We start from the raw sequence: 26372 nt of genomic DNA on the forward strand, positions 1-26372 counted from the left end.
ATAGTCATGGCTAATAATGGATAGGTCAGTACTGAAATGAAGTGCTTCTGATAAAAGTCACGGATGATTGCTGCAAATATATCCTATGTCCTGTGATGAAAGTTTGGTTTTTATGGTTTGACCGTTGTTTTATTCTACTAATATCAAATCGGTATTTCACCGCATAGGGCTGGCATGTTATTCCAATCTATACGGCGCTTGCGTCATTTTGTTTATGATATTTTACAAAATGAAGAACATGACACGTTATTTAGCCGTTACGTCGATTATTTTCTCATATTTTTGATCATGACTAACGTAGCCGCTGTGATAGCGGAGTCTGTCGATCAATGGTATTACCCTTATCAAGATTACTTCACCTTATTTGAAAACTTTTCTATCGTTGTTTTTTCTGTTGAGTACTTATTGCGTTTGTGGAGTGTTGCTGAAGCCAAGCCTGACAATACTACGTGGAAACAGCGTTGGGATTGGATTAGAAGCCCATCAGCGTTGATTGATTTAGTAGCCATCGTGCCCGCCTTTTTGAATTTCTTTGTCAATATTGATTTGCGTTTCTTACGTATTTTACGTTTGTTTCGAATCCTAAAATTGACTCGTTATTTTGCTTCAATGCGCATCTTGCTAGTCGTGATTAGCAAGGAGCGAGGCTCATTTCAGGCTGTTATCTTTATTCTTATTATTATGATTGTGACTGCCTCTAGCGGTATTTATCTGGTGGAGAATCACGCACAGCCAGACGAGTTTGAGTCCATACCTAAAGCGATGTGGTGGGCTGTAGTGACACTGACAACAGTAGGCTATGGAGATGTCACGCCAATTACTAATGCGGGCAAAATATTGGGTGCCGTCATTACGATATTGGGCGTTGGTCTCGCAGCCCTACCGGCTGGTATTCTAGCGACAGGATTAGCGAATGAACTGGCTCAGCGCCGTGAAGAGCTTGAACAGCACTTTCGTGAGCAGTTAATTGATAGCGATTTCGATCTGGTACAGAATCAGATGATGATTGATAAAATTCGTCGAGAGCTGGGTTTAGATAAAGAACAGGCACAAAATATCGTCTTACAGGTACTGCGAGAGCAAGAGCTTGAACGGCGTGAAAAAGAAGTTGAAGCGCGCCAAAAGAACTTCTGTCCGCATTGCGGTGAAGTTTTATAGGCAAGTATTAAATGATTTATGAGAGATAGGTTTTTAGCAGTTAATTGTAGTTAATATTTTGACCATAAAAGAAGTCTTATGTTTGCATAGCATAAGACCTCTTTTATATTCGATGACTAGTTGCTCTTATATCCCCTGAGGAATGGGCAGTGCACGTGCTAACTCATGAGCCACTTCTTGTGCTGCATCGGCTAGATCTTCTGCAGTAAGTGGTAAGTTTTGCAATGTTAAATGCCAGTCGTCAACAGATCGACGCAAATGCGCTACCCATAACGTGATGCAGTCGCGTGGGAGCTGCTTAAGGTTGACTTCAAAACAACGGTTTCCTTCATCGTCACTCAGGTGAATTTCGCCTTTTTTCACCCTAGAGAACGAATGACCGTGGTATGAGTTGGCAATTAAACCAATATGAGTAATATGAGCGGGAATTTTCTCAAGCTCCAATCTGATTTGCTCTTGATCAAGGGGGGCAAGATACATGGCTTGCTCTCCGCGATCCTTACCGTTTAAGCTGTCACCTTGATGCTTGACCGACTCAGCTTTATCTCGTAATTGCTTAAACCAAACGATGTCACTGATGACGCAATTGTCATCATATAACACGCAAGCCAAATCAATATCCATCGCGCTTTTATTTTTCTTAAAGCGCTTAAACATGCCTTTTGGCTCAATTTTGGTAAATTCATAATTGAGCGCAAAGAACAAAGTCCCTGCGTCTAGTCCCAGTCCTCGTAAACTATCTGACAACAGTGGTGATGGGGCAGTGGTCGACATAACTTTCCTTTTTTATTCTTAGTTTCTAACCGTTATCTAGATTTGATGTTTGCTTACTTAAGGCGTGCGGATGTTAGCCTGTCTCACGTCAGCGATGTCACTCACTGGTTGCTGTCGCAGGTTTGTCTAATACCGCTTGATAGAGCAGCTCAGGCTTAGCATCTAATAAGCCACTACCAAATCCACGCAGCCACCAGACCAGCTGTGAGGTTAAATTAACAGTAGCTTTTACAGTAAGGGTATTATCCTCATTTAGCGTAACGGTTTGATCGTCATTAAGTTTACTTTCGGTCAGACTCTTACCAGCTTGCCTAGTGAATCTAAGCTCAACAGCGGTATTCTTGCCACGCTCGTCCAATTCGCCAAACAGTGGGTGACTAAAGCCCATGCTGCCTTCATCCAAATACGTATCAAGTTGAAAATTCTCTGGCGTTTTTGCAGCGGTTTCGAGAATCTCAACACTATCAAACCGATGTAAGGCAAAGGTGCGAATGGTGGCTTCTGGGTCGTCGGTACGAGTTGCCAGTAGATAGATAATCACGCCACGCTGGATAATTGCGATTGGATTTAGGATGTATTCGCTGGCTTGTAATTTGTTGCTACGAGTATAACAAGCATGAATCTGCAGTTGATAAAATAGCGCGTGGTAAATATTGTCTTTACTGTCCAAATCTATATCTGGTGCAATAAGCGGCTGTGTGGCAGGCTCAATACGCACTCTGTCTATCCAAGAGTGGGTCACTTTGCTGTTCTTGAGCTGTCGCCGTGCTAAGTCAAACCAAGGAAACAATTCATCTAAAATAACAGGTGGCAGTAGCTGGGTCAGATTTGCCTCGACCATATTAAAAGCAACCGCTTGTGATAAGTTCATATGCGGCAAGCTTTGTAATGGTGCGTCTTCTTTCCAGCGCCAACCCTGAGGATTGGCATTGTTTTTTTCGATAGGGAAGCGTTTGGCAAGGGCATTCAAATCACGTTGGACAGTACGTAGGCTGATATCAAAGCCTGCCATCATCAGTTGCTCATAAATATGCGTTGTGCCTACCCAGCGATTGCGCTGTAGTTGTGATAGTACCTGCCATTGCCGAGCAGTCGTTGCCGCACCATGTCGATTGTCACTAATATTGGCGGCATTGGCCTCTTTTGAGGTGCCAGTGTCTACAGCTGCAAGCGCACCTGCCTGCTCACTAGGATTGGACTGAGCTTGGATGTTATCAGCATCAGTAGGATGTACAGTCATTAAGAGATACCCTTTATGAAGTTACAAGTCGGTTTCTGGCACGATATTGCTCGATCAGGAACCGTTAATCATCGCAGAAAAGCAGCGTAGCGTCTAGCGACGTTCATGCATGCGTATGTTTATTTAATAGTTGCTATTCGATGGTTGCTGCTCGATCTAGCCATAGACATAACAATGAATCTAGTCGAACAGCAATGTGCGTGCGTATCAGCAGTACCGTTCAAATTTTAATTGCCATCTTCATCGATAGCTGTTGTCTCAGTATCGTTTAGGGCGTCATCAATAGGCTCAGCATCGCTTTTTTTACTACTTTCCTCGCTGTTTTTCTCATTACTTCTCTCACCTTTACGCTTTTCTTTTATTCTCTTGTTTTCTTTCTTTTGGCGTTTTTCTTTACGCTTTTTCTTCGCTTTCTTTTTGGACTTTTCATCATCGATGTCGTCCGTGCTTTCTTGATTTTCATCCCATAGCATCAGACGGCTTAATACTTTGCCAAATAAAGTATCTTTACGATAACGGCCTTTCTTATTCATGGTGTCGATGGGCAAGCCAGTCATCAGCGTCAGGGCCTCACTGAGAGTATAAACGCCATAGATATGAAATTTGCCTCTATTTACTGCATCGATAATATCGTCACGTAACATCAGCTGTTTGACATTAGCCATCGGAATGACGACGCCTTGATCGCCTGTTAGCTCTTGCTCGCGGCAGGCGTCGAAGAAACCTGCGATTTTAGCATTGATGCCACCAACTGCCTGTACTTCGCCTAACTGGTTCATAGATCCAGTAATCGCAAGAGACTGATTGATGGGGACGTTTGCTAATGCGGATAGCAATGCACAGCCTTCGCTAACGGTGGCACTATCGCCATCGATTTGCGCGTAGCTCTGCTCGAACGCCAGTGAGGCACTAAAATTCAGTGCATGATGTTGACTAAACAGCGCGCGCAAATAGCTGGTCATAATCAGCATGCCTTTGGCGTGTAAACTACCGCCCAAGTCTACATCACGCTCAATATCAAGAATTTCACCTGTGCCAATATTGGGCTGAATGACCGCAGTAAGCCGTGCTGGCATGCCAAACTCACTATCGGCATAACTGACCACGGTAAGCGCATTAACTTGTCCGATAGCATCGCCTTGTGTTTGGATCAGCTGCTGGCCGTTTTTAAGCTCGTCCCAGTATAGATCGCGCAAATATCCTGAACGCTCATCCATGTCATCGATTGCTTGAGTGACATGATCTGCCGTTACCATATCATCGCTATTTAAACGCGCGTGACGGTTTGATTCATGCAATAGTTTAATCAATAAGTCACTGTGTAGGCTCAAACGGTCTTGCTCTTCAGCTTGCAAGCTTAGATGTTCAAGTAGCGTGGCTTGCGCACTGCTATCAAACGGATAAAGGTCGGCATAGTCGATGATATCAGCCATTTTTGCAACCAATGCCAATTCATGCTCAGTAGTACGAGGCACATCATCATGAAAGTCAGCTCGGACTTTGAATACCGCATCAAATTCAGGCTCAAGCTCTAGCAGCTCATAATATAAATCTGCTTCACCTAATAAGATAACTTTGATATCTAAATCAATAGGCGCTGGTGAGAGAGACAAGCTACCGGTTAGCGTTAGCATTTGCTCTAGACTTGATAGTTTGATTTTTCGTGATTGTAATGCGCGCTTTAAGCCCTGCCATGCATAAGGATGCTCAAGAACGTGGCTAGCTTCTAACAGTAAATAGCCGCCATTAGCGCGATGTAGCGCACCTGCACGAATCATACTCACGTCAGTGGTTACTGTGCCTAATTGGGTGATTTGCTCGACATGCCCTAACAAATTGAGATGGGTTGGCAAATCCTCAAAAACCACGGGCGCGCCACTGTCAGGTGTGTGACTGACAATAACATTGACTGCATAACGACTGGGCGTCGTAGCCAACACTGCCGTCACAAACTCCTCATCATCGCCATTGACGATACGCTCTACGTGAGTGACCATGTCATCAAATACAGCCTTGAGATATGCTACGACAAGTGGATGAGTCGCAAATTGCTCATAAATAGGAGTAAATAATGGCTGTAAAGCACGTTGGGCAATACTACGATGTAATGCCTCGATCTCATCGTTGGCTTCGTCTTCTAGTTGCTCTAAAGCGATGGTCAATTGACTCAGACGCTTTTGCATATGGTTTTTTTGTACAAAGTTATTCAGCTCAGCTTCATACTCATTATTGCCATATGTAGAATCTTGGTTTTCCTTACGCTCATTATTTTCATCGCTCAAAATGTTAACTTTTTCGCTATCATCGAGCTTTTCTGAATTTTTTTGCTTGTTAGGTGTTTCTACCTGTTTGTTATCACCGCTGTTGCTTTCTGTAGGCAGTTGACTAGGATGAACAAATACGGCTTTATTATCAAACGAGCGAAACGTCAATGCTAGGTCATATTGCTTGCCTTCAGCATTAAGCGCGTCATAGGCATGACTTTCTTTTTGATGAGTACTGTTTTTGATGGCTTCGATTTTGCTTTGGTATTGATCACTACGAAAGCGTTGGCTTAAACGCTTTTTTGCTTGCTGCCATAAGTTATTAACTTGCTGTTGTAATAGCGAGGCTTGACCAGCTGGTAGACGCAGCGCCAATGGTGTGCGTGGATCGGTGAAATTATGCACGTATACCCAATCATCAGGCGTCGGTGCGTCGACGGCAATACGCGTCAAAAGACGACTAATCACAGTACGCTTACCCAAACCGTTCTCACCAGCGGCAAACACATGGTAACCACTGGCTTTAATATCCAGCGCTGTATGCAATGCTTTAAGCGCGCGTTGTTGGCCGAAACCCACATCTAAGTCGGGCGCAGTACGTGTGTCTGTAGGCAACTCATCAGGGTCGCTATAGCGTTTTAATTGCTCAGCGGAAATGCGACAATTTTGCTGAACTTCTATGAAGATAGGGTTTGGGATATCAGGTGCTGTTTGCTTAGTATTTTTTGTATCGGTAGTAGGTACTACCATATTGTTAGCGTCTTTTGATACTTGCGATATAGGGGTGTAGGGTTGTTCTGTCATAGGCGTTTGAAAAATCATCTTAAAAAGTATTAAAGGAATATGAGAAGTGATTGGTTTTATCTAGTCATGCGTATTCTGAGTTTTTTATAATCAATCATGACATCTTACAAGATATAGTCACCTATTAGCGAAGTCATTAAGCGCAGTTTTGTATCATATTTAGACAAATGCCTGAGTAAAACTGGTAAAAAACGAATGAATTAATCAGCGAATTGGAGGCAATCAAAGCAGAATAACGCCTCATGATAAGCGTAGATAGTATAAGATGTCCCACATTGGCGCAATCTGCAACTATTCAATGGGCAGACTGCATGATAAAATAAACGGTTCACAAGTCAAAACTGGATAACTCGTTGTATGTCAGCTTCCGCTAAAAACTCTTCATCGTCTGCTAGTATGGGTAATACTAATATTGATCCGGCTGGTTTCGTAAAGCTTGGTTCGCAATTGCCAAAGCTGGCTAATATCTTGGCGCAAGCGATAAATGAGCTGGGTCTGCCGTTAAGTGAAACGCAGCAGCGTACGTTATTATTGTACTTAGACCAGCTTTTACTATGGAATAAAGCGTATAATCTGACCGCGATCACTGATCCAGAAGAAGCGCTGATCAAGCATGTGATAGATTGTCTGTCTATTATAACGCATTTACCCGCTGGATCGTTGCTAGATATCGGCACGGGAGCAGGGTTGCCGGCAGTTATTATTGCCATTTGTCAGCCTGAGCGCCAGTGTACTGCGCTTGATAGCAATCAGAAGAAAATTCGCTTTATTAAGCAAATCAGCAGCGAGCTTGGTTTGAGTAATATGCAGCCGATTGCATCTCGTATTGAAGCGCATGAAGCAAGTTATGCGGTGGTGACATCGCGAGCTTTTGCCAGTTTGATAGATTTTGTAGAAGTAGCGCAGCCAAGATTAGCAGATGGTGGCTTCTTATGTGCTATGAAAGGCAAAGTGCCGAGTAAAGAAGAGCTACAAGCACTCGATAGCGATTGGCATATCAAAACCATCAAGCTGACGGTACCACGTTTGCACGACAGTCGTCATTTAATTGAAATGTCTGCCAAAGATAGCTAAGGTATAAACACTTCGCAGTCATGAAACAGGCACTGTTTTTTGTGAAACACAGTTTACGTCTTTATCTAAATGACATAGTATTTAAAAGCATTTAAAATGCTCGATCGCAAACTGAGCATTTTAGACCATAAATTGCTTATTTTTAAATATTGAGCGAGTGTCGCTGTATAAGATTGAATAAAAATAATCGTACCAACCGAGTCAAAAGTAATAGACCCTAATAAAATTGAGTGAGTGTATGGAAATCATAGCAATTGCGAATCAAAAAGGCGGTGTGGGTAAAACCACAACGGCAGTAAATTTGACCGCCAGCTTGGCCGCTAAACGCAAGCATGTACTGCTGATTGACTTAGACCCACAAGGTAATGCGACCAGTGGTACAGGTGTTGACAAAAACGAGTTGGATCTTACCATAGCGGACGTTTTGCTAGATGGCGTCGCGTTGTCTGAAGCAATTGTTACTAGTCCTGCAGGGTTCGATGTCATCGGTGCCAATCGCGATTTGGCTGGCATGGACATTACGCTAATGAGCAAGACGGACAGTCATGAACTGTTCAAAACTGCGATGGCTGAATTGGTTAACGATCAGATATCTACGCAAAAGCAGCCATACGATTATGTGATTATCGATTGTGCGCCTAGTTTGAACCTGCTGACGATTAATGCGTTGGTGGCTACGGACAGTGTGATTATCCCTATGCAGTGTGAGTACTATGCACTAGAAGGGTTGGCTGACTTATCACAAACGATTGAACGTCTTACAGAGTTGAACCCTAAGCTATATATTCGCGGTGTGGTCAGAACGCTATTTGATGCGCGTAACACGCTTGCCCGTGATGTATCTACTGAGCTAGAAGCGCATTTTGGCGATATCATGTACAAGACTCATATTCCAAGAAATATTCGCTTGGCAGAAGCTCCTGCGCACGGCTTACCAGTTATTGCGTATGAGAGGTGGTCAAAAGGCGCACGCGCGTATCAAAAGCTGGCCGCTGAAGTGATGAAACAAAGCAACTAGTTTTTATCTAAAGTCTCTTACAAAGGGTTTTTAGATAAAAAGTGTCACTGATCAAGACAGTAAATGAACAGCATAAGTATAGAACACTTAACATTGTATTTAGTAAGCCGCATCAGTAATCAATTGGCTTTTATTTTAGCGTTAGAGGATAGGTAATCATGGCGAAGAAAAGAGGGTTGGCTGCTAATCGGGGCTTAGATGCCTTATTAGGGTCAATCAAAAAAGAAAAGCAAATTACCGCCTCTGCCTTGCAAGACGACATGGTGGCGCGTGAAAATGCTGCGCCAGATATTAATGTGCCTGTAGATACTAATGCGCCTATAGATACTGTATCCACAGATATAGCGCCTGATATCACTCCAACAAAAGCCAGTAAAAAATCATCTGCGAAGATTACTGATAACGATACTGCTAGTGAGAATAGCACTCGCGCGCCACGTTCATCTCGTGCTACCAGCAAGGCGTCGCTCAACAAATCGCGCGGCAATAGTGCAGATACGAGCGCAACTGAAGACCAGATTAGCCTTGTACAAATCGATGTCACACGCTTGCAAGCAGGTAAGTATCAGCCTCGTCGTGATATGAGTGAGACAGCACTTGCAGAATTGGCGTCTTCTATTGAGCAGCATGGCGTGATGCAGCCTATCGTTATCCGTCCACTGTTGGCAAACGAAGATAAGAGTGAAGCATTTGTCACTCACGAAATTATCGCTGGTGAACGTCGCTGGCGCGCAGCAAAAATGGCAGGAAAAGCGGTTATCCCTGCGATTGAGCGCGCCTTATCTGATGAGTTAGCGATTGCATTGGCACTGATTGAAAACATTCAGCGCGAAGACTTATCAGTAATTGAGCAGGCAGCAGCATTGCAGCGCTTTCATACCGAATTTGGTATGAGTCATGCCATGATTGCTGAAGTCGTTGGCAAAGCGCGTACGACAGTATCGAATCTACTGCGTTTAAATCAGCTGCATGATGCAGTAAAAGACCATTTGGCCAATAGTGCGCTAGATATGGGTCATGCTCGTACACTTTTAGCATTGTCCTCTGAACAACAACCTATCATCGCGCAAAAAATTATTGATGGCGGTATGACCGTGCGAGAAGCTGAAAAGTTGGTCAAATCAATCTTGCAGCCAGCGCCCAAAATCAATCGTGCTGAACAAGCACAATCTCGTGATGTAGAGCGTTTGACCCAAAGATTGACAGACATGCTTGGTGCTGAAGTCAAACTCAAACATAAAAAAGATGGTCAAGGTAGTGTTGAGATATTTTTCCACAATCAAGACCAATTAGCTGCGTTGATCAAACATATAGAAGCTCAGGCTTAATAACGTTTGCGAGTTAGCCGTATCTATCTAAATGCTAAGTCGCTTTTGAATAACTATTTTTGCAAAAATATGGAAGAGAGTGGGTATGTGGGAGTTGGTAAAAGCAGGTGGCTGGCTGATGACACCTATCGTGGTCTGTTCTATATTGGCATTAGTCATCATCATTGAACGTAGTCATACGCTACAGTTTAACAAAGTTGCTCCTAGCAGGTTGCGCGAACAGCTGATAACTCGTTTACGTGAAAATGGTGATATTGGCCGCACACAGTTGATGAATGTAAAAGAAAAGACGGCGCTTGGCGATATCTTGGCAACGGGTTTGCTATATCGCCAGTATGGGCTAGAGTCGATGACGATGCACATGCAAAATCGTGCCAGTGTCCAGGTTCATCAGTTAGAAAAAAACATCAATATGTTAGGAACTATCGGTGCGATAGCGCCGTTACTTGGCCTGTTAGGTACGGTACTAGGGATCATCTCTTCGTTCTTGGCGATTACCGATGGTGCCATGCAAGACCCGACGATGCTAGCTGCTGGCGTATCACAGGCACTAATCACTACCGCTGCTGGTATGATTGTTGCTATCCCTGCGTTGGTTGCTTATCGTTATTTTCAGCGCCGTATCATTGATATTAATGCTCAGTTTGAGACTCAAGCAGGGCTCATGATTCAAGAGCTGTATGATTATCACTTGCTTGCTAGTACGCAGGCATCTACATCTTCGGGCCGTATGGCAATAGAAGATAGTATTGTGCAAGAACGTTCATTCGGTGGGTTGGATTCGGATAAGACTAGCATAGCGGCAGTGTAGTCAATACGGTTTTAGAGAATAGAAGTCTTGAGCCTATATATGGTAGATGAATTAAAGAGATTGATATGCGTTTTAGAAAACCAACGGTTGAACCACTTGAAATTAATCTAACACCGATGATTGATTGTTTACTGTTTTTGATTGTGTTTTTATTACTTGCTACCTCATTCAATCATTTTAGTCGTTTAAATATTATTCTTCCGGAAGCGGAAGGTGTCGCACTGACAGAACAAAACAACAGTATCGAAGTAGCTGTGCAAGAGGATGGCAGCTATTTGGTCAACGGCATTACACTTGCTAGTAGCAATGAGGCTGAACTGACCAGCATGTTGCAGCAAGAGGCGGGCAGTAATCGCGATATGCTATTTGTCATTGCAGCGGATGCCAATGCAACTCATCAGTCTGTGGTACGAGTAATGGATATCGCTGGAAAGCTCGGATTTTTGAATTTAAACATCAGTACAGTGGTGCCACTTGGCCAAACGCTACCGCAGTAACATAGACAGCCTTACCATCATAAAACTGTGTGACACACAGCCCATCCATACCACGATACCCAAATTGAGGCTTTTATGAGCCAAGCTTATTTACCTGACTCTAAAAAATCTTCTGATAAAAATGCATCGGCAGTATCGCCCGTTATCCCTAAGAGCAAGACGTTATTACGCTTGTTAAGGTATTTAAAGCCTTACTGGTGGGCATTGCTATTGACAGCTTTAGGTTTTGCGATTAATGCAGGGACAGAGATTTGGACTGCCAAGCTCTTGCAATATATTACTGATGCTATCAATCAGAATGATCGAAGCAAACAAGCCTTATTTCCGCTATTGATTATATTGCTATTCTTTGTGCGCGGGGTTGGTAGTTTTTTGGGTAACTATTACTCTGCATTGGTCTCACGCAACTTAGTCTATGAGCTACGCGTAGAAGTTTTTAATAAGTTACTGCGCTTGCCTAGTTCGTTTTATTTGGCCAATCCAGCCGGTACGATTTCATCGAAATTGATATTTGATGTTGAACAGGTCACGGCCGCCAGTACAGACTCAATGAAGACTTTGCTGCGTGATGGTTTGACCGTCGTCGCGTTGATTGGTTTTTTGTTCTATAGCAATTGGCGTCTAACGCTTATTTTATTTGTGGTATTGCCACCAATACTATGGCTGGTGCGCATTGCATCAAAGCGCTATCTACGACTCTCAAAAGGTATCCAAGAGACGATGGGTAATGTCAGTCACATTACTAATGAAGTCATCGGCGGCTATCAAGTGGTCAAAAATTACGGTGGTCAATCATACGAATCAGCACGTTTTGATAAGACATCCAAGAAAAACTTACGCCAAGGTATGAAGGTAGTTGTTACCAATAGTATTAATACGCCAGCCGTACAGCTGTTGATGGCGGTTGCGATGGCCGTTGTCGTCTGGCTTGCGTTGCGACCTGCAGTAATAGATGATATTTCAGCAGGTGAGTTCATCTCCTACATTGCAGCAGCAGGTTTATTGAGTAAGCCAGTACGTTCACTAACTGATATTAATCAGAAGCTGCAAAAAGGTCTGGCTGCTGGTGAGTCGATTTTTGCGCTACTTGATGAGCCAGAAGAAGAAGACACGGGCACAATCAGCAAAGCGCTATCAGGGCAAATGTCGTTAGATAATATCAGCTTGGTATATCCAGATTCGACGGTGGCTCTACGTGACTTTACCTTGAATATCAAAGCAGGCGAGACAGTTGCATTAGTCGGGCGAAGTGGCGCGGGCAAGTCGTCATTGGTCAATTTATTAACACGCACTCTAGAGGCGTCTTCAGGGCAAATCACATTGGATGGTATACCAATTGAAGATATTAAGTTAGAGAGTTTGCGTGCTCAGATTGCAATGGTGAACCAGCAGGTAGTATTGTTTAATACCACCGTATTTAATAATATTGCTTACGGCAGCCTAGCTGACAAGACTCAAGCTGAGGTTGAACAAGCAGCAAAAGATGCCTTCGCTCATGACTTTATTATGAAAATGCCAAATGGCTATCAGAGTGAAATTGGTGCCGAAGGGTTGCAACTATCTGGTGGTCAGCGTCAGCGATTATCTATTGCTCGTGCGCTACTAAAAGATGCACCGATTCTAATTTTAGATGAAGCCACTAGCGCGCTTGACAATGAGTCTGAATATTATATCCAGCAAGCGCTAGATAATGTGATGAAAGACCGTACTACATTGGTCATTGCCCATCGACTGACGACTATCGAATCAGCGGATCGTATTGCTGTGATGGATGGCGGCCAGATTGTTGAGTTAGGAACGCATAATGAGCTAATGCAGCTGCAAGGCCACTATGCGCAAATGTATGCTCGAGATTTCGAGTAGCCAGTTTAGAAATTTTTAGCCAATTTTCACGCAGCCATGAACCAATAAGATAAGCGACATTGATTAATGAGTATTGAGACGACAGTCACCCGCGCATGGCAACGTCAAGCTGTTTGGTTGTGGTTGTTGCTGCCTATCAGTTGGTTATACGGTCTAATTACGATGCTGCGTCGCCAAGCTTATAAGGCTGGCCTACTATCAAGCTATCGAGCACCTATTCCCGTGATGGTCATTGGTAATATCAGTGTGGGCGGTAGTGGTAAGACGCCGCTGATTATTGCTCTGGTTAGCTACTTACAGAAAAAAGGCGTAAAGGTAGGGATAATCAGTCGTGGGTATGGCGGTGATACGAGTCAAATGCCTGCATTGGTTAGTGCTACCAGCTTACCCCATATAGTCGGGGATGAGCCGTGCTTGATTGCTCATATGACAGGCACTGCTATAGCAGTGTGCCCCGATCGCCAGCAAGCGATTGCTACTCTATTAAAGGCAGAGCCTGATTTGCAATTGATTATTGCAGATGATGGTTTGCAGCATTATGCACTACAGCGCGATATCGAATGGATTGTGGTAGATGCCGCCCGTGGGTTTGGTAACAAGCAACTATTGCCAACGGGCTTTTTGCGTGAGCCAATGTCACGATTAGAGGGTGCAAATGTTATCTATCATGAAAAGCCAAGTACGCATTTAACTCAGACTTCTAGAGGTGGTAATAAGATACAGTCTACTGACCGTTTGACCATGCATTTGCAACCAGCTGAGTTACAGCGCCTATGGAGTCATACATCGAGCACAGCTCAACTAAATAGTGTTAAACCTACTAATAATAGCCGCGTCCATGCTGTTAGTGGTATCGGCTATCCACAGCGGTTTTTTGATACCTTGGAATCTATTGGCTTTGAGGTCATAGGGCATCCTTACCCTGATCACTATGATTTTAGTTTGGCTGAGCTTTTACAATATGGTGACTATCCTATCATCGTAACCAGTAAAGATGCGGTAAAAATCAGCGCATTATTGGCAGACTATACAGCGACACAAGCACTCAGTGGTGAGTATGTAGAACTTGTCAGTAGACTATGGGTGTTGCCAGTGACGGCTGTATTATCAGAGAATAGTTATCATAATCTAGATGCGCAGCTAAAGGCGCTAGGGATTCGCATCGACCATGATATGAACACGTCAGCCTCATTATAAATATCAACTAATATCTTAAATTTCCGTACCACTTTTATAGGAATACGCCATGTCGTTCGCCACCACGCCCGCCAAAACCCATATCGTGATTCCTGCACGTTTCAAGAGTACGCGTTTACCTGGTAAGCCATTGCTAACTATTCATGGTAAGCCGATGATACTTTGGGTAGCAGAAAAAGCGCAGACAGCAAGTTTTGCTGATGACATGTGTATAGCGACCGATGATGAGCAAATTGCAAAAGTTTGCATCGATGCAGGTTTTGATGTGGTTATGACCAGTAGTGAGCATGCTTCAGGGACGGATCGCTTGGCAGAAGTAGCAGCTATCAAAGGTTGGGCTGAGCATGATATTGTGGTGAATATGCAAGGCGATGAACCCCTTGTACCGCCATTGCTTTTGGAGCAAGTACAGGCGCTCTTGGTAGCGGATGATGATAGCGTGATGGCCACACTCTGTGAGCCTATCGATGACTATGATACGTTCCAAAAACCATCGGTAGTAAAAGTAGTCAGCCAATTTGCTAATAACTCACAACGTGCGCTCTATTTTAGCCGTGCACCGATTCCTTGTGATCGTGATGTTGTATTAGCTGATAATAACCAGATGCAACCACCAAAGAACGCCTATCGCCATTTGGGTTTATACGCTTATCGTGTCAGTCTATTACAGCAGTTCGTAAACTGGCCACAAACGCCACTTGAGATACTTGAAAGCTTAGAGCAGTTACGTGTTTTAGAAAACGGTCAGCATATCGCTATCGCAGAAGCTGCCTGTCAGTTACCAGCGGGTGTCGATACACAAGAAGATTTAGACCGTCTAAACGCGATGAGCTTAGATAACTTTCAAAACTCTACTAAGTAATAGTCTGAGCAAAGTTGCGTGCGATTCTAAGTTTCCTACAACGCTAAAGTATTGTTGTCGTGGCTATACCTAAAATACTTAATCAATGTGATAGAGCCATAACCATGAATAATTTGACAGGAAATATGGACGCACTAGATAACACAGACCGTATATATTTTGCGCCACTATTGCCATGGCAAAAAGTACTGTGGTTACAGTTGACCGAGCGCGTAATTAAGCAGCAGTCCTTGCCGCATGCATTGCTCGCTGCTGGTATGCAAGGTATGGGCAAACGCGCCTTTGTATGGCGATTGGTCGCTTGGCTATTGTGCCGTGAGCGTGGTACACACCCACTAGGTGCTTGTGAAGTATGTGAGAGTTGTCAGTGGCTCAAGTCGGGAACTCATCCGAGCTTGCAAGTATTACCACTCGTTAGTATGCCGATCAGTGCCGAAAGCGATGCGCTTCAAGAAAAATCAAATAGCGCAAAAGATAAAAAAGGCGCTAAAGCTACTAGCAATAGCGCACTTAAGATCAAAGTAGATGATATTCGTGCTTTGCAGCCTTTTATTTATCAAGGCGGGCAAGGGATGCGCATCTGTGTATTAGATCACGCTGAAAAAATGACGGTGGCCGCTGCTAATGCGCTGCTTAAGACATTGGAAGAACCGCAAGCGCAGGTGCATCTGTTTTTGATTAGTGATACGCCTGCTCAACTATTGCCAACGATTAAGAGTCGTGTGCAACAGTTAGCATTACAGACAATTGAGCCGACTGTTGCTGTCGATTATGTGACGCAGGCGCTAGGTCATACGATTAACCGCGAAGCCGTCGGTACCGCTGCGATTGAGCAGTTGATACAACTGGCCAATGGTGCGCCGTTAGCTGCTATAGCTTTGGCACAAGCACCATGGTATAGCAAGCGCAGCTTATGGTTGACCACATGGCAGGCGCTACGTAGCGGTAAACGCAGTGGTGTGGCGGCGAGTGATTATTGGCAAGGTCAGCTTAATATTAAAGAATTTATACAGCTGTCTGAGCTGATGCTCCTTGATATACGCCGTGTCTGTTTGGGGCTGAGTGAACTACAAACGGATGTCAATCTATCAACGATATTGGCGACTTATCATCCTACTGATAGCGGGTTAGAGGCATTTGCCAACAGCGTGCAGCAGACCAAAATCGCACTGCAACAAAATGTGCAAGAAAAATTTGCCTATGATAAGCTAATGCAAGAGTTGGCAAGCTTATAGAGCCATGCTTGAGCATTTAATTAGTGCTCGAAAATTTACAATTGTTCTTAACTATATACTATCAATTATTTATATACACATATTAAACCCAGTTGATGAAGGAAGCTGACTATGGCAATGCCAGGACGTGGCGGGATTTTAACCTGTCATTATGAAAGTATCGAAATGTTATATGCCAGCTATTTATCTTTTGTCAGTAATGGCGCTTTGTTTGTACCATCTGACAAATCTCAGCAATTGGGTGATGAGGTGTTTATCGCTATCACGCTACCCAACTCTAGTGAGCGCCTACCAATGAATGGTAAGGTGGTTTGGATTAACTCTAAGAGTCAGGGCAGTCGACCTGCAGGGTTTGCTGTGCAAATTGGTAATGATGTCTCTGGCCAAAGAATCAAGAATGAAGTTGAGCGCTTGCTAGCGGGAAAAATCGATAGCTTGCAATCGACTTATACTATGTAGTATCTATTAATAACTAGGTAGTATCTAGAAATCACACCTGTATCTTTGATGAGTTTGGCTGTGATTTTTAACTTATAAATATAAAAAAAAGCAGCTTTATTAATTAGTAAGGCTGCTTTTTTAGATCAAGTTTCTTTAGATTTTTATAGTAGTAGGCGCTAGTCGCTTAATAACGAGGCGGCACATACATATCATCGGGAATAGGTTCGCGGTAGTACTCATCATCGCGTTTGCGATTGGGTAACTCAATTTCGTCACGAGGCACTTCTTTGTAAGGGATTTGGTCGAGCAAATGGGCAATACAGTTCAGCCTAGCACGTTTTTTATTATTGCCTTCGACAACCCACCAAGGTGCTTCAGGAATATGAGTGCGCTCAAACATGGTTTCTTTCGCTTTAGTGTAATCTTCCCAGCGTCGGCGCGACTGTAGGTCCATTGGTGAGAGTTTCCACTGCTTAAGCGGATCATATATTCGGCTCATAAATCGTGCATGTTGCTCATCATCAGTGATAGAAAACCAGTATTTTACTAAGCGAATGCCTGAGCGTACGAGCATACGCTCAAACTCTGGTACTGATTGAAAAAATTCTTCATATTGCGCGTCAGTACAAAACCCCATAACACGCTCAACGCCTCCGCGGTTGTACCAACTACGGTCAAACAATACGATTTCGCCTGCTGCAGGCAAGTGGGCTACGTAACGTTGGAAGTACCACTGTGTTTGCTCACGCTCAGTGGGAGCCGGCAGGGCAGCTACCCTGCACACGCGTGGGTTTAATCGTTGGGTAATGCGTTTAATGGCACCACCTTTACCAGCAGAATCCCGCCCTTCAAAGATAACGACGATACGCTCACCGCGATCAACGACCCAATCTTGTAGTTTTATCAGTTCTCGCTGTAGTCGTACCAACTCTTGAAAGTAGGTGCGTCGATCCAGTTTTTCTTGCTCGCTCATCTCACGTCCGTTAAAACGAAAGTCACGTGCATAGTCATCTATTTCATTTTCTAGTTCTTCATCATATGTATCGATTAAGTCTTGGTGCATTTTTCGACGTAAATCATCATCAAGAATGTCTTTTTCGATGCGTTCAGTAAGAATGGCTTGTTCCTGATGGTACCGATCTAAATCCTCCTCAGTCGTTAGAGATTGAAAATCAGCGGTTGTAAGCGGTTCTGTCATCACCAGTTTTTCAGAGCCAAAAATGACTTGCCTCATTTTTCTTAATAAAATTTTTGTCTTACCCATAAATATTACCTTTGTTTTGCGTATCGGCTTTTTTAAGAGGCTACTATCTAGGTCGTTTCTATCATAGCAAAGTACAGACAATAAAAAATGCCCTTTAAATAAATTAAAGGGCATTTTTTATTGATAGATATGTACTGATTAAAATAATAAGTCAGCGTATCTTGTTCACTTAAAAGTGACCAAGCTTATTTTTCTAGGATACAAGTCACGCCTTGACCACCTGCTGCGCAGATAGAAATAAGTGCACGACCTGAACCTTTTTGATCCAATAATTTAGCAGCAGTAGCTAAAATACGACCACCAGTTGCCGCAAATGGATGACCTGCCGCTAGTGATGAACCGTTTACGTTTAATTTGCTACGATCAATGGACCCTAGCGGGGCATCTAAGCCTAAGCGCTCTTCACAGAATTTCTCATCTTCCCAAGCAGCTAGGGTTGATAGTACTTGTGAAGCGAAGGCTTCATGAATCTCATAAAAGTCAAAGTCTTGTAGAGTCAGACCAGCGCGCTCAAGCATACGTGGTACCGCATAAGCTGGTGCCATTAGTAAGCCTTCTGTCGTGCCAGATTTACCAATAAAGTCTACCGCTGCGGTTTCTTGGTGGACGATATAAGCAAGTGGCTTTAGACCGTGCTCTTTTGCCCACTCATCAGTACCTAGTAGTACACAAGAAGCACCGTCAGTAAGCGGCGTAGAGTTGGCAGCTGTCATCGTTGGGTTAGCATTTTTTCTACCAAAAACTGGCTTTAATTTACCCAGTTTTTCTAATGTAGTATCTGGACGCAAGTTGTTATCACGAGTCAGGCCTTTGTACGGCGTGATCAAGTCGTCAAAGAAACCTTCGTCATAAGCGCGTGCTAGGTTTTGATGGCTGTTAAATGCAAGCTCATCCTGCGCTTCACGGCTGATATTCCATTCAAGCGTGGTAATCGCTTGATGATCGCCCATTGATAGACCAGTGCGCGGCTCACCATTTTGCGGTGAATCGATTAAGTCTTTTGGGTTTAGACCCATTAACGCTTTTAGACGTTGCTTGTTGTCTTTTGCCGCACCAAGTTTGATCAGTACTTTACGCAAGCCATCGCCGACAGCAATAGGAGCGTCAGAAGTAGTATCTACACCGCCAGTGATTGCCGAATCGATCAGACCAAGTGCAATCTTGTTAGCAGAAGCAAAGGTCGCTTGTAAGCCAGTACCGCAAGCTTGTGAAATATCATAAGTTGGCGTATGCGGGTTTAGCGCGGTATTTAATGTGGCTTCACGAGTAAGGTTGATATCACGGCTAAGTTTCATAACTGCGCCAGATACCACTTCACCTACGGTTTCGCCTTGTAGGTTATAACGCTCAACCAAACCGTCCAATGCAGCGGTTAGCATGTCTGTGTTGCTAACATCAGCGTATGATCCATTTGAGCGCGCGAATGGAATACGGTTACCACCTAAGATCGCAACACGGTTTAGGTTTGAAGCTGGTTTGCTCGCGCTGGCTTTTTTAGCTGGAGCAGGTTTTTTAGCAGCAGTGGTTTCCACTTTTCCATCGACCGTTTTTTTGCTAGCAGTTTCTTTAGCGCTGGTGTCTTTAGTCGTGGTGCTTTTTGCAGCGTTTTCTTTTTTTGCTGTATCTGATTTTGTATCCGTTGCTTTAACAACTGTACTTTCAACAACAGGGCTATCTGGATGATTGTTTTTATTACTCATAATATTATCCTTAAAAAGTATGGGTAGAAGTAAAAAGTGATAGGTAATAATAAAAAATAGTTAAGTTATTTTATACAAGCAAATATTATCATTTATTACGCAGTACAGCTGTTTATCATAAGGCGTTTTTATTCACTTAATGTATCTCTTTAGCAAACTATGTGACGCTTGTATGAGGTCGGTAGTAGATTCATGACCATGACGCACCGCTCTAATAGACTGACTAGTAAGAAATATTAGCATTGCATAACAGTACGTTTGATAATATATTGTTATCAATAATTAAGTATGCCATAACCTATAGGTCGGATTTTAACATGTTATAGTGGCGCTTAACGCTGCTAAAAACGACTGGCTTGTATACTGACTTGTTTACAGATTGTTGTAGACATTATCTGTTTTTGGACTTGTTTATAAGGGAAGTGTATAGTTAGGCTAGTTTTGAGGCGATTTACTAAATTTAAATAATGACGATGTCAATGTCTCTATATAATAGATTCATTGCATTTTTTATTATTATACGAATCATTAATTATAAGGATTATATTATGTCAGACCGTTACGGTGATTTTGTTCAATCTTCTATTGGCAAAAAAGTAGCAAAAAACTTAGGTTTGCCAATGCCAACGACGCTTGATCGTTTCGAAAGCGGTGAGCGTTTGGTGCGTGGTAGCGTATTGGTTGGCCGTGCTACTGGTGATGACAAGAGTGTCAGTGAGTCTGTTGCACGTATCCTGTCAGACGTCCATGCCGAAGTATATGTAAACAGCAGCGATGACATCAAAGACGCACTTGCTGATGCAGGCGTAGAGGCAAAAGCCAACACGGGCGGCGACGATCAATTCAAAGTACTGCTTTTTGATGCCAGTAATATCAGCAATGCTGAACAGCTAAAAGAGCTTTATGAGTTTTTCCATACAGTTGCACGCCGCGTAGAAAAATCAGGCCGTGTGGTTGTGGTTGGTCGTACGCCAGAGAACATCACGGATATTGAATCTGCAATGGCTCAACGCTCGCTTGAAGGTTTTGTGAAGTCAGTGGGCAAAGAGTTCAAGCGCGGTATTACAGCGCAGCTGATTTATGTTGAAGAAGGCGCAGAGCAAAACCTAGATTCAACCTTACGCTTTTTTACCTCAGCTCGTTCAGCTTATGTATCAGGACAAGTAGTACGTGTCAGTAAAGGCAGCTCAGTCGATGTTGACTGGAACCAGCCTTTGGGCGGCAAGACGATGCTAGTGACTGGCGCAAGTCGCGGTATTGGTGAAGCTATCGCTCGTGTGTTGGCTCGTGAAGGGGCTCATGTTATCTGTCTAGATGTACCACAGCAGCAAGCTGACTTACAAAAAGTTGCTAGCGAAATCAGTGGTTCTGCTTTGACGGTAGATATCACTAGTGAAGATGCTGGTGCAGAAATCGCTGACGCTGCTCAAAAACGTGGTGGTCTAGATTCAATCATCCATAATGCTGGCGTGACTCGTGATAAGACGTTGGCTAAGATGGATGAGAAAAAATGGAACATGGTCATTGATATCAACTTAGGCAGTATCGCTAGATTGAACCGCTACTTGTTGGACAATGACGTACTGAAAGAAAACGCACGTATCGTATGTGTGTCTTCAATTTCAGGTATCGCGGGCAACATGGGTCAGACCAACTATGCCACTTCTAAAGCTGGGGTAATTGGTTTGGTTAACGCAACTGCTAAGCAATTAGAAGACAATGCTAAAGGCATGACGATCAATGCAGTCGCTCCTGGTTTCATCGAAACCCAAATGACAGAAGCCATTCCATTTGCTATTCGTGAAGCTGGTCGCCGCATGAACTCAATGAGCCAAGGCGGCTTACCAGTAGATGTGGCTGAGACTATCGCATGGTTTGCTTCACCTGCGTCTGGCGGTCTAAATGGCAACACGGTTCGCGTCTGTGGTCAAAGCTTACTTGGTGCATAATGTTGATTAATTGACAGGTATATGTGAGAAATAAGGTACAGATAGAGACAGTAGTTGTATCATATGAGCTATTATTCCTCGTTTGTATCACATATGCTTACGAAATAATCTCTGATAAAGTGTAATAAAGCTGCCCAAGGGTGGCTTTTTTATGATAAAAACACAAGAACCAATAGCCAAACTATTTTTTGCTATTAAAGATACTCATGAGGTTGATTAAATTTAATGCTTATTAGATGATTTAATAGTAGGCTTTAGTCAATGACTGCAGATTGTCTTTATAAACGTTAAAGAACTTGTTCAAGCCACACTTAGGATGTACTTATGTCAGACAAACATTATGATGCGTTGCCAAAAGCGCACACCACTTATGCCAATATTGTCAAAAGCTTATTGCCTATCGGTAATGGTGGCAAGGTTAGTAGAGACCAGTTGCCACAATCTACTTACTATGTAGATGACTTGCATATCGATCAAGAAAACCTAGATGACTATCGCAAAATTTGCGGTTTTGCTGATGATGGCAAAGTGCCAGCGACTTACTTCTCGGTATTGTCACAGACGCTACAAATGAACATGATGGTCAAAGAGCCATTCCCATTTGCCATGTTAGGTCTTGTTCACGTTGATAATAGCGTTACCCAGTATCGCCCGATTGGAGAACGTGAAACAGTAGCAATGTCGGTCACTTTTGATAACCTACGCGATCATGCCCAAGGTCAGCAGTTTGACTTTGTCACTATCGTAAAGTCAGAAGATGAAGTCATCTGGGAAGGTACATCGACTTATTTATCACGTAGCAAAAAACCTAGCAGTAAAGATAAAAAGAGCGCGCCGCGTCCGGTAATGGTCAAGCCTGAAGTAAACGAAGAGGGTGTTCATAGCATTTTTGAAGTGCCAGAAGATATCGGTCGTCGTTATGCTTTTGTCTCAGGCGATTTTAACTTGATTCATTTGCATCCACTATCAGCACGTGCGTTTGGTTTCCCTAAAGCGATTGCGCACGGTATGTGGTCAAAGGCTAAGTGCCTTGCTCTGATGGGTGACTTGCCTGATGCTTACACAATTGACGTCTCATTTAAGCTGCCTATCTTTTTGCCAGCTGAAGTAGAGCTGATTGCTGAGCCAGTAGCCCAACTTACAAACGTAGATGATACTTGTGAGTTTGGATTATATAGCTCTAAAAACAATAAACCGCATTTGGCGGGTGTTGTAACCTTAAAGAGCGACAGCAAGTAATATAAACATCATAAAGCTTCTATTTTACAGCCATATTTAACGTACATATTTATTATTATGACTTCACAAAACATGCCTTCAGAAGAAAACGCGATAGACGTAGATCAAACAGATAGCTCGATAGCAACCGATACGGTCGCCGCTAATGATAGCGGCGCTAACATCTATATTAGTGCCGATAATGGCGTTGATTTGGCCGATATCTTTGAGCCTTATTTTCGTCCAGATGCAAACACTATCGTGTGCGGTGCATTAGATGACGAAAAAGTTGCAGCTTTAGCGAAATCGGGCGTCGAGCTGGTCATCAACCTGCAGCCTGATGACGAATTAAGCTTTGATGAGGCATCAGCAGTTGAGCAAGCAGGTATGCACTACGAACAGCTGCCTATCAGCGGTGCCAAAGAGCTAAAGCAGCTTAAGATATTGGCGTTTGATAATGTGCTACGTCAACATCATGGCAAAAAAGTCGCTATGCACTGTGGGTCGGGTAATAGAGTAGGAGCTGCAATAGCGCTGCGGGCAGGATGGTTGCGTGGACGTAAGATGGATACAGCGATGGAACGTGGTCGCAGTCATGGTTTGACCAAGCTTGAACAAGAAGTTCATAATCGTTTGCTAGTACCGCGTTAACTAGATTTGTGGCATTGAATATTAGTGCTGTCTTAGACGTTGGCAAACTCTAAAAATACCATCGAAATAAATAATAAAAAAGGCGACCAATGGGTGGCCTTTTTTATTGGTTCACAATTCATTTATACTGGTTCGAATATTTTATATAGCTTGTGTATTACTATCATCTTAAAAATAGAATAATTTATATCACTGGAGCAAGGTAATAATAATGGATCATAATACAGAGAATTCTAATACACCCATAAACGCTGACTTTCAAAAAAGATTACAGCAATTACTGACAGATTTACAGCTTGATGATGCACCTGCTGGCGGGGCTGTGGCCGTGTATCAAGCAGGTCAATGCATTGCGCAAGCCAGTACAGGTATGGCGCGTCCCGATATGTCGTGGCTACCCGATACGTTGGCAATTAACTTTTCTACTGGTAAAGGGGTATTGGCAACGTTGGTTCATGTGCTGGTTTCGCAGCAACTGATCGAATATGACAAACCTATTGCTCATTACTGGCCAGAGTTTGCTGCAAACGGCAAAGACCAAATTACCTTGCGACAAGTCATGTCACATCAGGCCGATTTGTTTTCGATTCAAAGTATCGATGTCGATAGTGAGACAGTACTCGATTGGGATACGATGCTGAGCCATATTGCAGCGATGCCCATTACCTCTCCCGAAGATGCTACTAAGTATGACAGCGCTTATAGTGCATTGGTCTACGGTTGGGTATTGGGCGGCTTAGTAGAGGCGGTTACGAATCTACCGTTCGCTGCAGCACTGCGCCAGTATCTAACGGAGCCTTTGGGCATTGCCGACAGCTGCTATTTTGGTGTGCCAGATAGCAAAGTAGATCAGGTGGCAAAATTGGCCAAAGATTTTGAAGAAACAGAGGATACGAGCTCCCAATTAAAATCGAGACGCCAAAAACCAACCTTAAAAGTAGACTCTCAAGAAACTTTACGTACTTATGCAAGCTTACCTAGTTATCATTACTGGCAACAGAAAATGCTAAGTGACAAGCGTACAGCTGAGACGCAAAGTAGCCTTGATGACAGCCTTGATGAAAAGCTAGATAGCTCTGACAATGATAGCGTACAACCTATCTTAAATACGGCGCGTATCAATAGCTTATATTTCAATACCAGTCAGCTCAATCTAAAAAACTATAAGGCAGCGCTGATACCTGCTGGCAAACATGCTCTTGATTATCATAACCGCCAGACATTACAGGCTGTCATTCCAGCGGCAAATGGTGTCGCTTCTGCTAAAGCACTGGCAACGATTTACGCAATGCTCGCTAATGGCGGTATATGGCAAGGAAAGACGTTGATTGATAGTGCTACTTTTGAGCAGTTATCTACTCCGCAGGTTGAGGGTTTAGATGCGGTTATGCCAGCAGCTATGAAATGGCGATTGGGCTACCATAGATTATTTAGCTTGTATGCTAACAACGATGATACGGATAAGGGAATGAGTCCTGCATTATCAGGATTTGGGCATATGGGATATAACAGTTCGGTTGCTTGGTGCGACCCTGAGCGCCAATTGTCATTCGCTTTTATCCATAATTTTGATACCACTATGCTCAATGACGTTCGTCAGTTTGCATTGACAGAAGCCGTCTTGAGCTGGGTAGAAGAGATGTTTTAATAATGCTATTTTTAATCGCGAATTTATTCTATTTCAAATATAAGCAGCATTAATTTTAATGCTGCTTTTTTGGTGTCATTTTAAGCAATCTTGATGCGCTGAGACCATGGATAAAGATAGAAGTCAAAATGACAATCGAACAGACAATCCACAATTTGAGCGCATCTTCATCCGCGAAGAAACCTTGATTGAGCGCATAGGACAGATAATACAAAGTACCGATACCGCGAATACCCAAAGCCGATATTGCGTATTTCTCGGTATGTGGTAAGTTCAATCCTGATAAAGCAATAAATCCACCAATTGGACGTATAAGTAGTAAGAAGGTAAAGCTGACAATATAGACGCGCCATGTCAACTCGACGCCTGCCTGTAACCCTTGACCGAGGAACATGCCAAAGATAACTAGCACTAATGACATCAATAAGCCTTCTGATTGCTCAGCGAAATCATGCAGTTTTTGGTGATAAGTATGCTCACACTCCGAGCGACGAAACGCAAATGCGGCCACGAATACAGCGATGAAGCCATAACTGTGTACATACTCTGCAAGACCATAGGCTAGTAGCGTCAATGCAATAACCACATAACCTTGCGAGATGGTAGTCTCACGGGTATGTTTAGAAAATACGACTTTGGCCAATAATTTACCAACCAATACACCCACCACTACGCCTGCGCCAATCTTCCATAAGACATCATGAGTAAACCACGACCATAGCATCTCGTAAGTAAAGGTTTTGCCTTCACTGAACGCTTCTGCGATCTTAATCGCTAGATACACAAACGGAAAAGCCAGACCATCGTTCAACCCTGCCTCTGACGTTAAGGTAAAGCGCGGTGTGTCTTCTCCTCCTGTATTGGGAGGTCCCACTTGAATGCTCGAAGCTAACACGGGATCAGTAGGTGCTAACACTGCACCCAACAGAATAGCAGCACCAAGACTTAAACCAAACGCGTAATATCCCAAGACTGCCATCGCAAAAATACCAATAGGCATGGTAATGAGTAGCAGTCTTACTGTTGGTCGCCACAATCGCCAAGACAACTCAGTGTCGATTTTAATACCAGCACCAACCAATGAGACCAATACAACAATCTCAGTCAGTTTTTCGATGAGTAAACCGTTATCAAGTGGGTCTAAAAAGGATAAAGACGTCCACCAGTAGCCCATCATCAGACCGAAGCTGACTTGGAGCATCGGTAATGAGATAGAGGTGCGCTTAAAAATAACAGGAAACAATGCCCCTAGTAAAAAGGCAATCCCGCAGATTAATAAGAATAAGTTATATTTTTCAATCATAAGGTTTACGCACGTCGTTATGTTTTAAGGGTCGATTTTATGAGGGTAATTCTATATATTGATGACAATTAAC

At 43.3% G+C, this 26372-nt stretch carries 21 protein-coding genes; 15 read left to right on the forward strand and 6 right to left on the reverse strand.

Annotation, left to right across the window (positions count from 1 at the left end; genetic code table 11):
* Positions 1–174: 174 nt before the first annotated feature.
* The gene (locus CXF60_RS04230) at positions 175–1158 is read left to right on the forward strand and encodes an ion transporter (protein WP_102090931.1); all 984 of its coding nucleotides are present in this window, start codon (positions 175–177) and stop codon (positions 1156–1158) included.
* A 126-nt stretch (positions 1159–1284) separates the two neighbouring features.
* On the opposite strand, the gene CXF60_RS04235 is transcribed toward CXF60_RS04230, so the two are convergent.
* The 3 genes from CXF60_RS04235 to CXF60_RS04245 form a co-directional block, all read right to left on the reverse strand.
* Entirely contained in the window at positions 1285–1932 is a 648-nt protein-coding gene (locus tag CXF60_RS04235) for a TerD family protein (RefSeq protein ID WP_102090932.1), read from the reverse strand.
* 97 nt (positions 1933–2029) lie between these two features.
* A complete protein-coding gene (locus CXF60_RS04240; protein ID WP_102090933.1) occupies positions 2030–3172 on the reverse strand; it encodes a helix-turn-helix transcriptional regulator in 1143 nt (380 codons plus the stop codon).
* A 227-nt stretch (positions 3173–3399) separates the two neighbouring features.
* Positions 3400–6240 (reverse strand): ATP-binding protein, encoded by a 2841-nt coding sequence (locus CXF60_RS04245; protein WP_102090934.1) that lies wholly within the window; start codon positions 6238–6240, stop codon positions 3400–3402.
* A gap of 357 nt (positions 6241–6597) precedes the next feature.
* Here CXF60_RS04245 and rsmG point away from each other — a divergent pair, with 357 nt between their 5' ends.
* The 10 genes from rsmG to CXF60_RS04295 all read left to right on the forward strand — a co-directional run bounded on the left by rsmG (position 6598) and on the right by CXF60_RS04295 (position 16584).
* Positions 6598–7314, forward strand: a complete 717-nt coding sequence (rsmG, locus tag CXF60_RS04250; RefSeq protein ID WP_102090935.1) for a 16S rRNA (guanine(527)-N(7))-methyltransferase RsmG — start codon at positions 6598–6600, stop codon at positions 7312–7314.
* Between the two features lie 238 nt (positions 7315–7552).
* Positions 7553–8332, forward strand: coding sequence for a ParA family protein (locus CXF60_RS04255; protein WP_102090936.1), 780 nt, complete (start codon positions 7553–7555; stop codon positions 8330–8332).
* A 158-nt stretch (positions 8333–8490) separates the two neighbouring features.
* Positions 8491–9660: a ParB/RepB/Spo0J family partition protein gene (locus tag CXF60_RS04260; protein ID WP_102090937.1), complete on the forward strand. Its 1170-nt coding sequence runs from the start codon at positions 8491–8493 to the stop codon at positions 9658–9660.
* Between the two features lie 85 nt (positions 9661–9745).
* The gene (locus tag CXF60_RS04265) at positions 9746–10471 is read left to right on the forward strand and encodes a MotA/TolQ/ExbB proton channel family protein (protein WP_102078569.1); all 726 of its coding nucleotides are present in this window, start codon (positions 9746–9748) and stop codon (positions 10469–10471) included.
* A 65-nt stretch (positions 10472–10536) separates the two neighbouring features.
* Positions 10537–10968, forward strand: coding sequence for an ExbD/TolR family protein (locus CXF60_RS04270; RefSeq protein ID WP_057759437.1), 432 nt, complete (start codon positions 10537–10539; stop codon positions 10966–10968).
* Between the two features lie 75 nt (positions 10969–11043).
* Positions 11044–12831, forward strand: a complete 1788-nt coding sequence (msbA, locus tag CXF60_RS04275; RefSeq protein ID WP_102090938.1) for a lipid A export permease/ATP-binding protein MsbA — start codon at positions 11044–11046, stop codon at positions 12829–12831.
* Positions 12832–12897: 66 nt separating this feature from the next.
* Complete coding sequence (lpxK, locus tag CXF60_RS04280; protein WP_102090939.1) at positions 12898–14028, forward strand: tetraacyldisaccharide 4'-kinase; 1131 nt, start codon at positions 12898–12900, stop codon at positions 14026–14028.
* 49 nt (positions 14029–14077) lie between these two features.
* Complete coding sequence (gene kdsB / locus CXF60_RS04285; RefSeq protein WP_102090940.1) at positions 14078–14890, forward strand: 3-deoxy-manno-octulosonate cytidylyltransferase; 813 nt, start codon at positions 14078–14080, stop codon at positions 14888–14890.
* A gap of 104 nt (positions 14891–14994) precedes the next feature.
* Positions 14995–16125, forward strand: a complete 1131-nt coding sequence (locus CXF60_RS04290) for a DNA polymerase III subunit delta' (protein WP_102090941.1) — start codon at positions 14995–14997, stop codon at positions 16123–16125.
* Between the two features lie 111 nt (positions 16126–16236).
* Positions 16237–16584: a PilZ domain-containing protein gene (locus CXF60_RS04295; RefSeq protein WP_102090942.1), complete on the forward strand. Its 348-nt coding sequence runs from the start codon at positions 16237–16239 to the stop codon at positions 16582–16584.
* 166 nt (positions 16585–16750) lie between these two features.
* On the opposite strand, the gene ppk2 is transcribed toward CXF60_RS04295, so the two are convergent.
* Together ppk2 and CXF60_RS04305 are read right to left on the reverse strand one after the other, a co-directional pair.
* Complete coding sequence (gene ppk2, locus CXF60_RS04300; RefSeq protein WP_228707040.1) at positions 16751–17830, reverse strand: polyphosphate kinase 2; 1080 nt, start codon at positions 17828–17830, stop codon at positions 16751–16753.
* Between the two features lie 185 nt (positions 17831–18015).
* A complete protein-coding gene (locus CXF60_RS04305; protein ID WP_102090943.1) occupies positions 18016–19530 on the reverse strand; it encodes an acetyl-CoA C-acetyltransferase in 1515 nt (504 codons plus the stop codon).
* A 548-nt stretch (positions 19531–20078) separates the two neighbouring features.
* Between CXF60_RS04305 and CXF60_RS04310 the strand changes: the two genes are divergently transcribed.
* The 4 genes from CXF60_RS04310 (at position 20079) to CXF60_RS04325 (ending at position 24996) form a co-directional block, all read left to right on the forward strand.
* Positions 20079–21479: a 3-oxoacyl-ACP reductase gene (locus tag CXF60_RS04310; RefSeq protein WP_102090944.1), complete on the forward strand. Its 1401-nt coding sequence runs from the start codon at positions 20079–20081 to the stop codon at positions 21477–21479.
* 324 nt (positions 21480–21803) lie between these two features.
* Positions 21804–22718, forward strand: a complete 915-nt coding sequence (locus CXF60_RS04315) for a MaoC family dehydratase (RefSeq protein ID WP_102090945.1) — start codon at positions 21804–21806, stop codon at positions 22716–22718.
* A 57-nt stretch (positions 22719–22775) separates the two neighbouring features.
* Positions 22776–23348, forward strand: coding sequence for a protein tyrosine phosphatase family protein (locus tag CXF60_RS04320; protein WP_228707041.1), 573 nt, complete (start codon positions 22776–22778; stop codon positions 23346–23348).
* A 211-nt stretch (positions 23349–23559) separates the two neighbouring features.
* Complete coding sequence (locus tag CXF60_RS04325) at positions 23560–24996, forward strand: serine hydrolase domain-containing protein (protein ID WP_102090947.1); 1437 nt, start codon at positions 23560–23562, stop codon at positions 24994–24996.
* Positions 24997–25051: 55 nt separating this feature from the next.
* Here the strand turns inward: CXF60_RS04325 and CXF60_RS04330 are convergent, their stop codons facing one another.
* Positions 25052–26299 (reverse strand): cation:proton antiporter, encoded by a 1248-nt coding sequence (locus tag CXF60_RS04330; RefSeq protein ID WP_102090948.1) that lies wholly within the window; start codon positions 26297–26299, stop codon positions 25052–25054.
* Between the last annotated feature and the right edge of the window lie 73 nt (positions 26300–26372).

This window comes from Psychrobacter sp. 4Bb (genome assembly GCF_002836735.1).
GTDB lineage: Bacteria > Pseudomonadota > Gammaproteobacteria > Pseudomonadales > Moraxellaceae > Psychrobacter.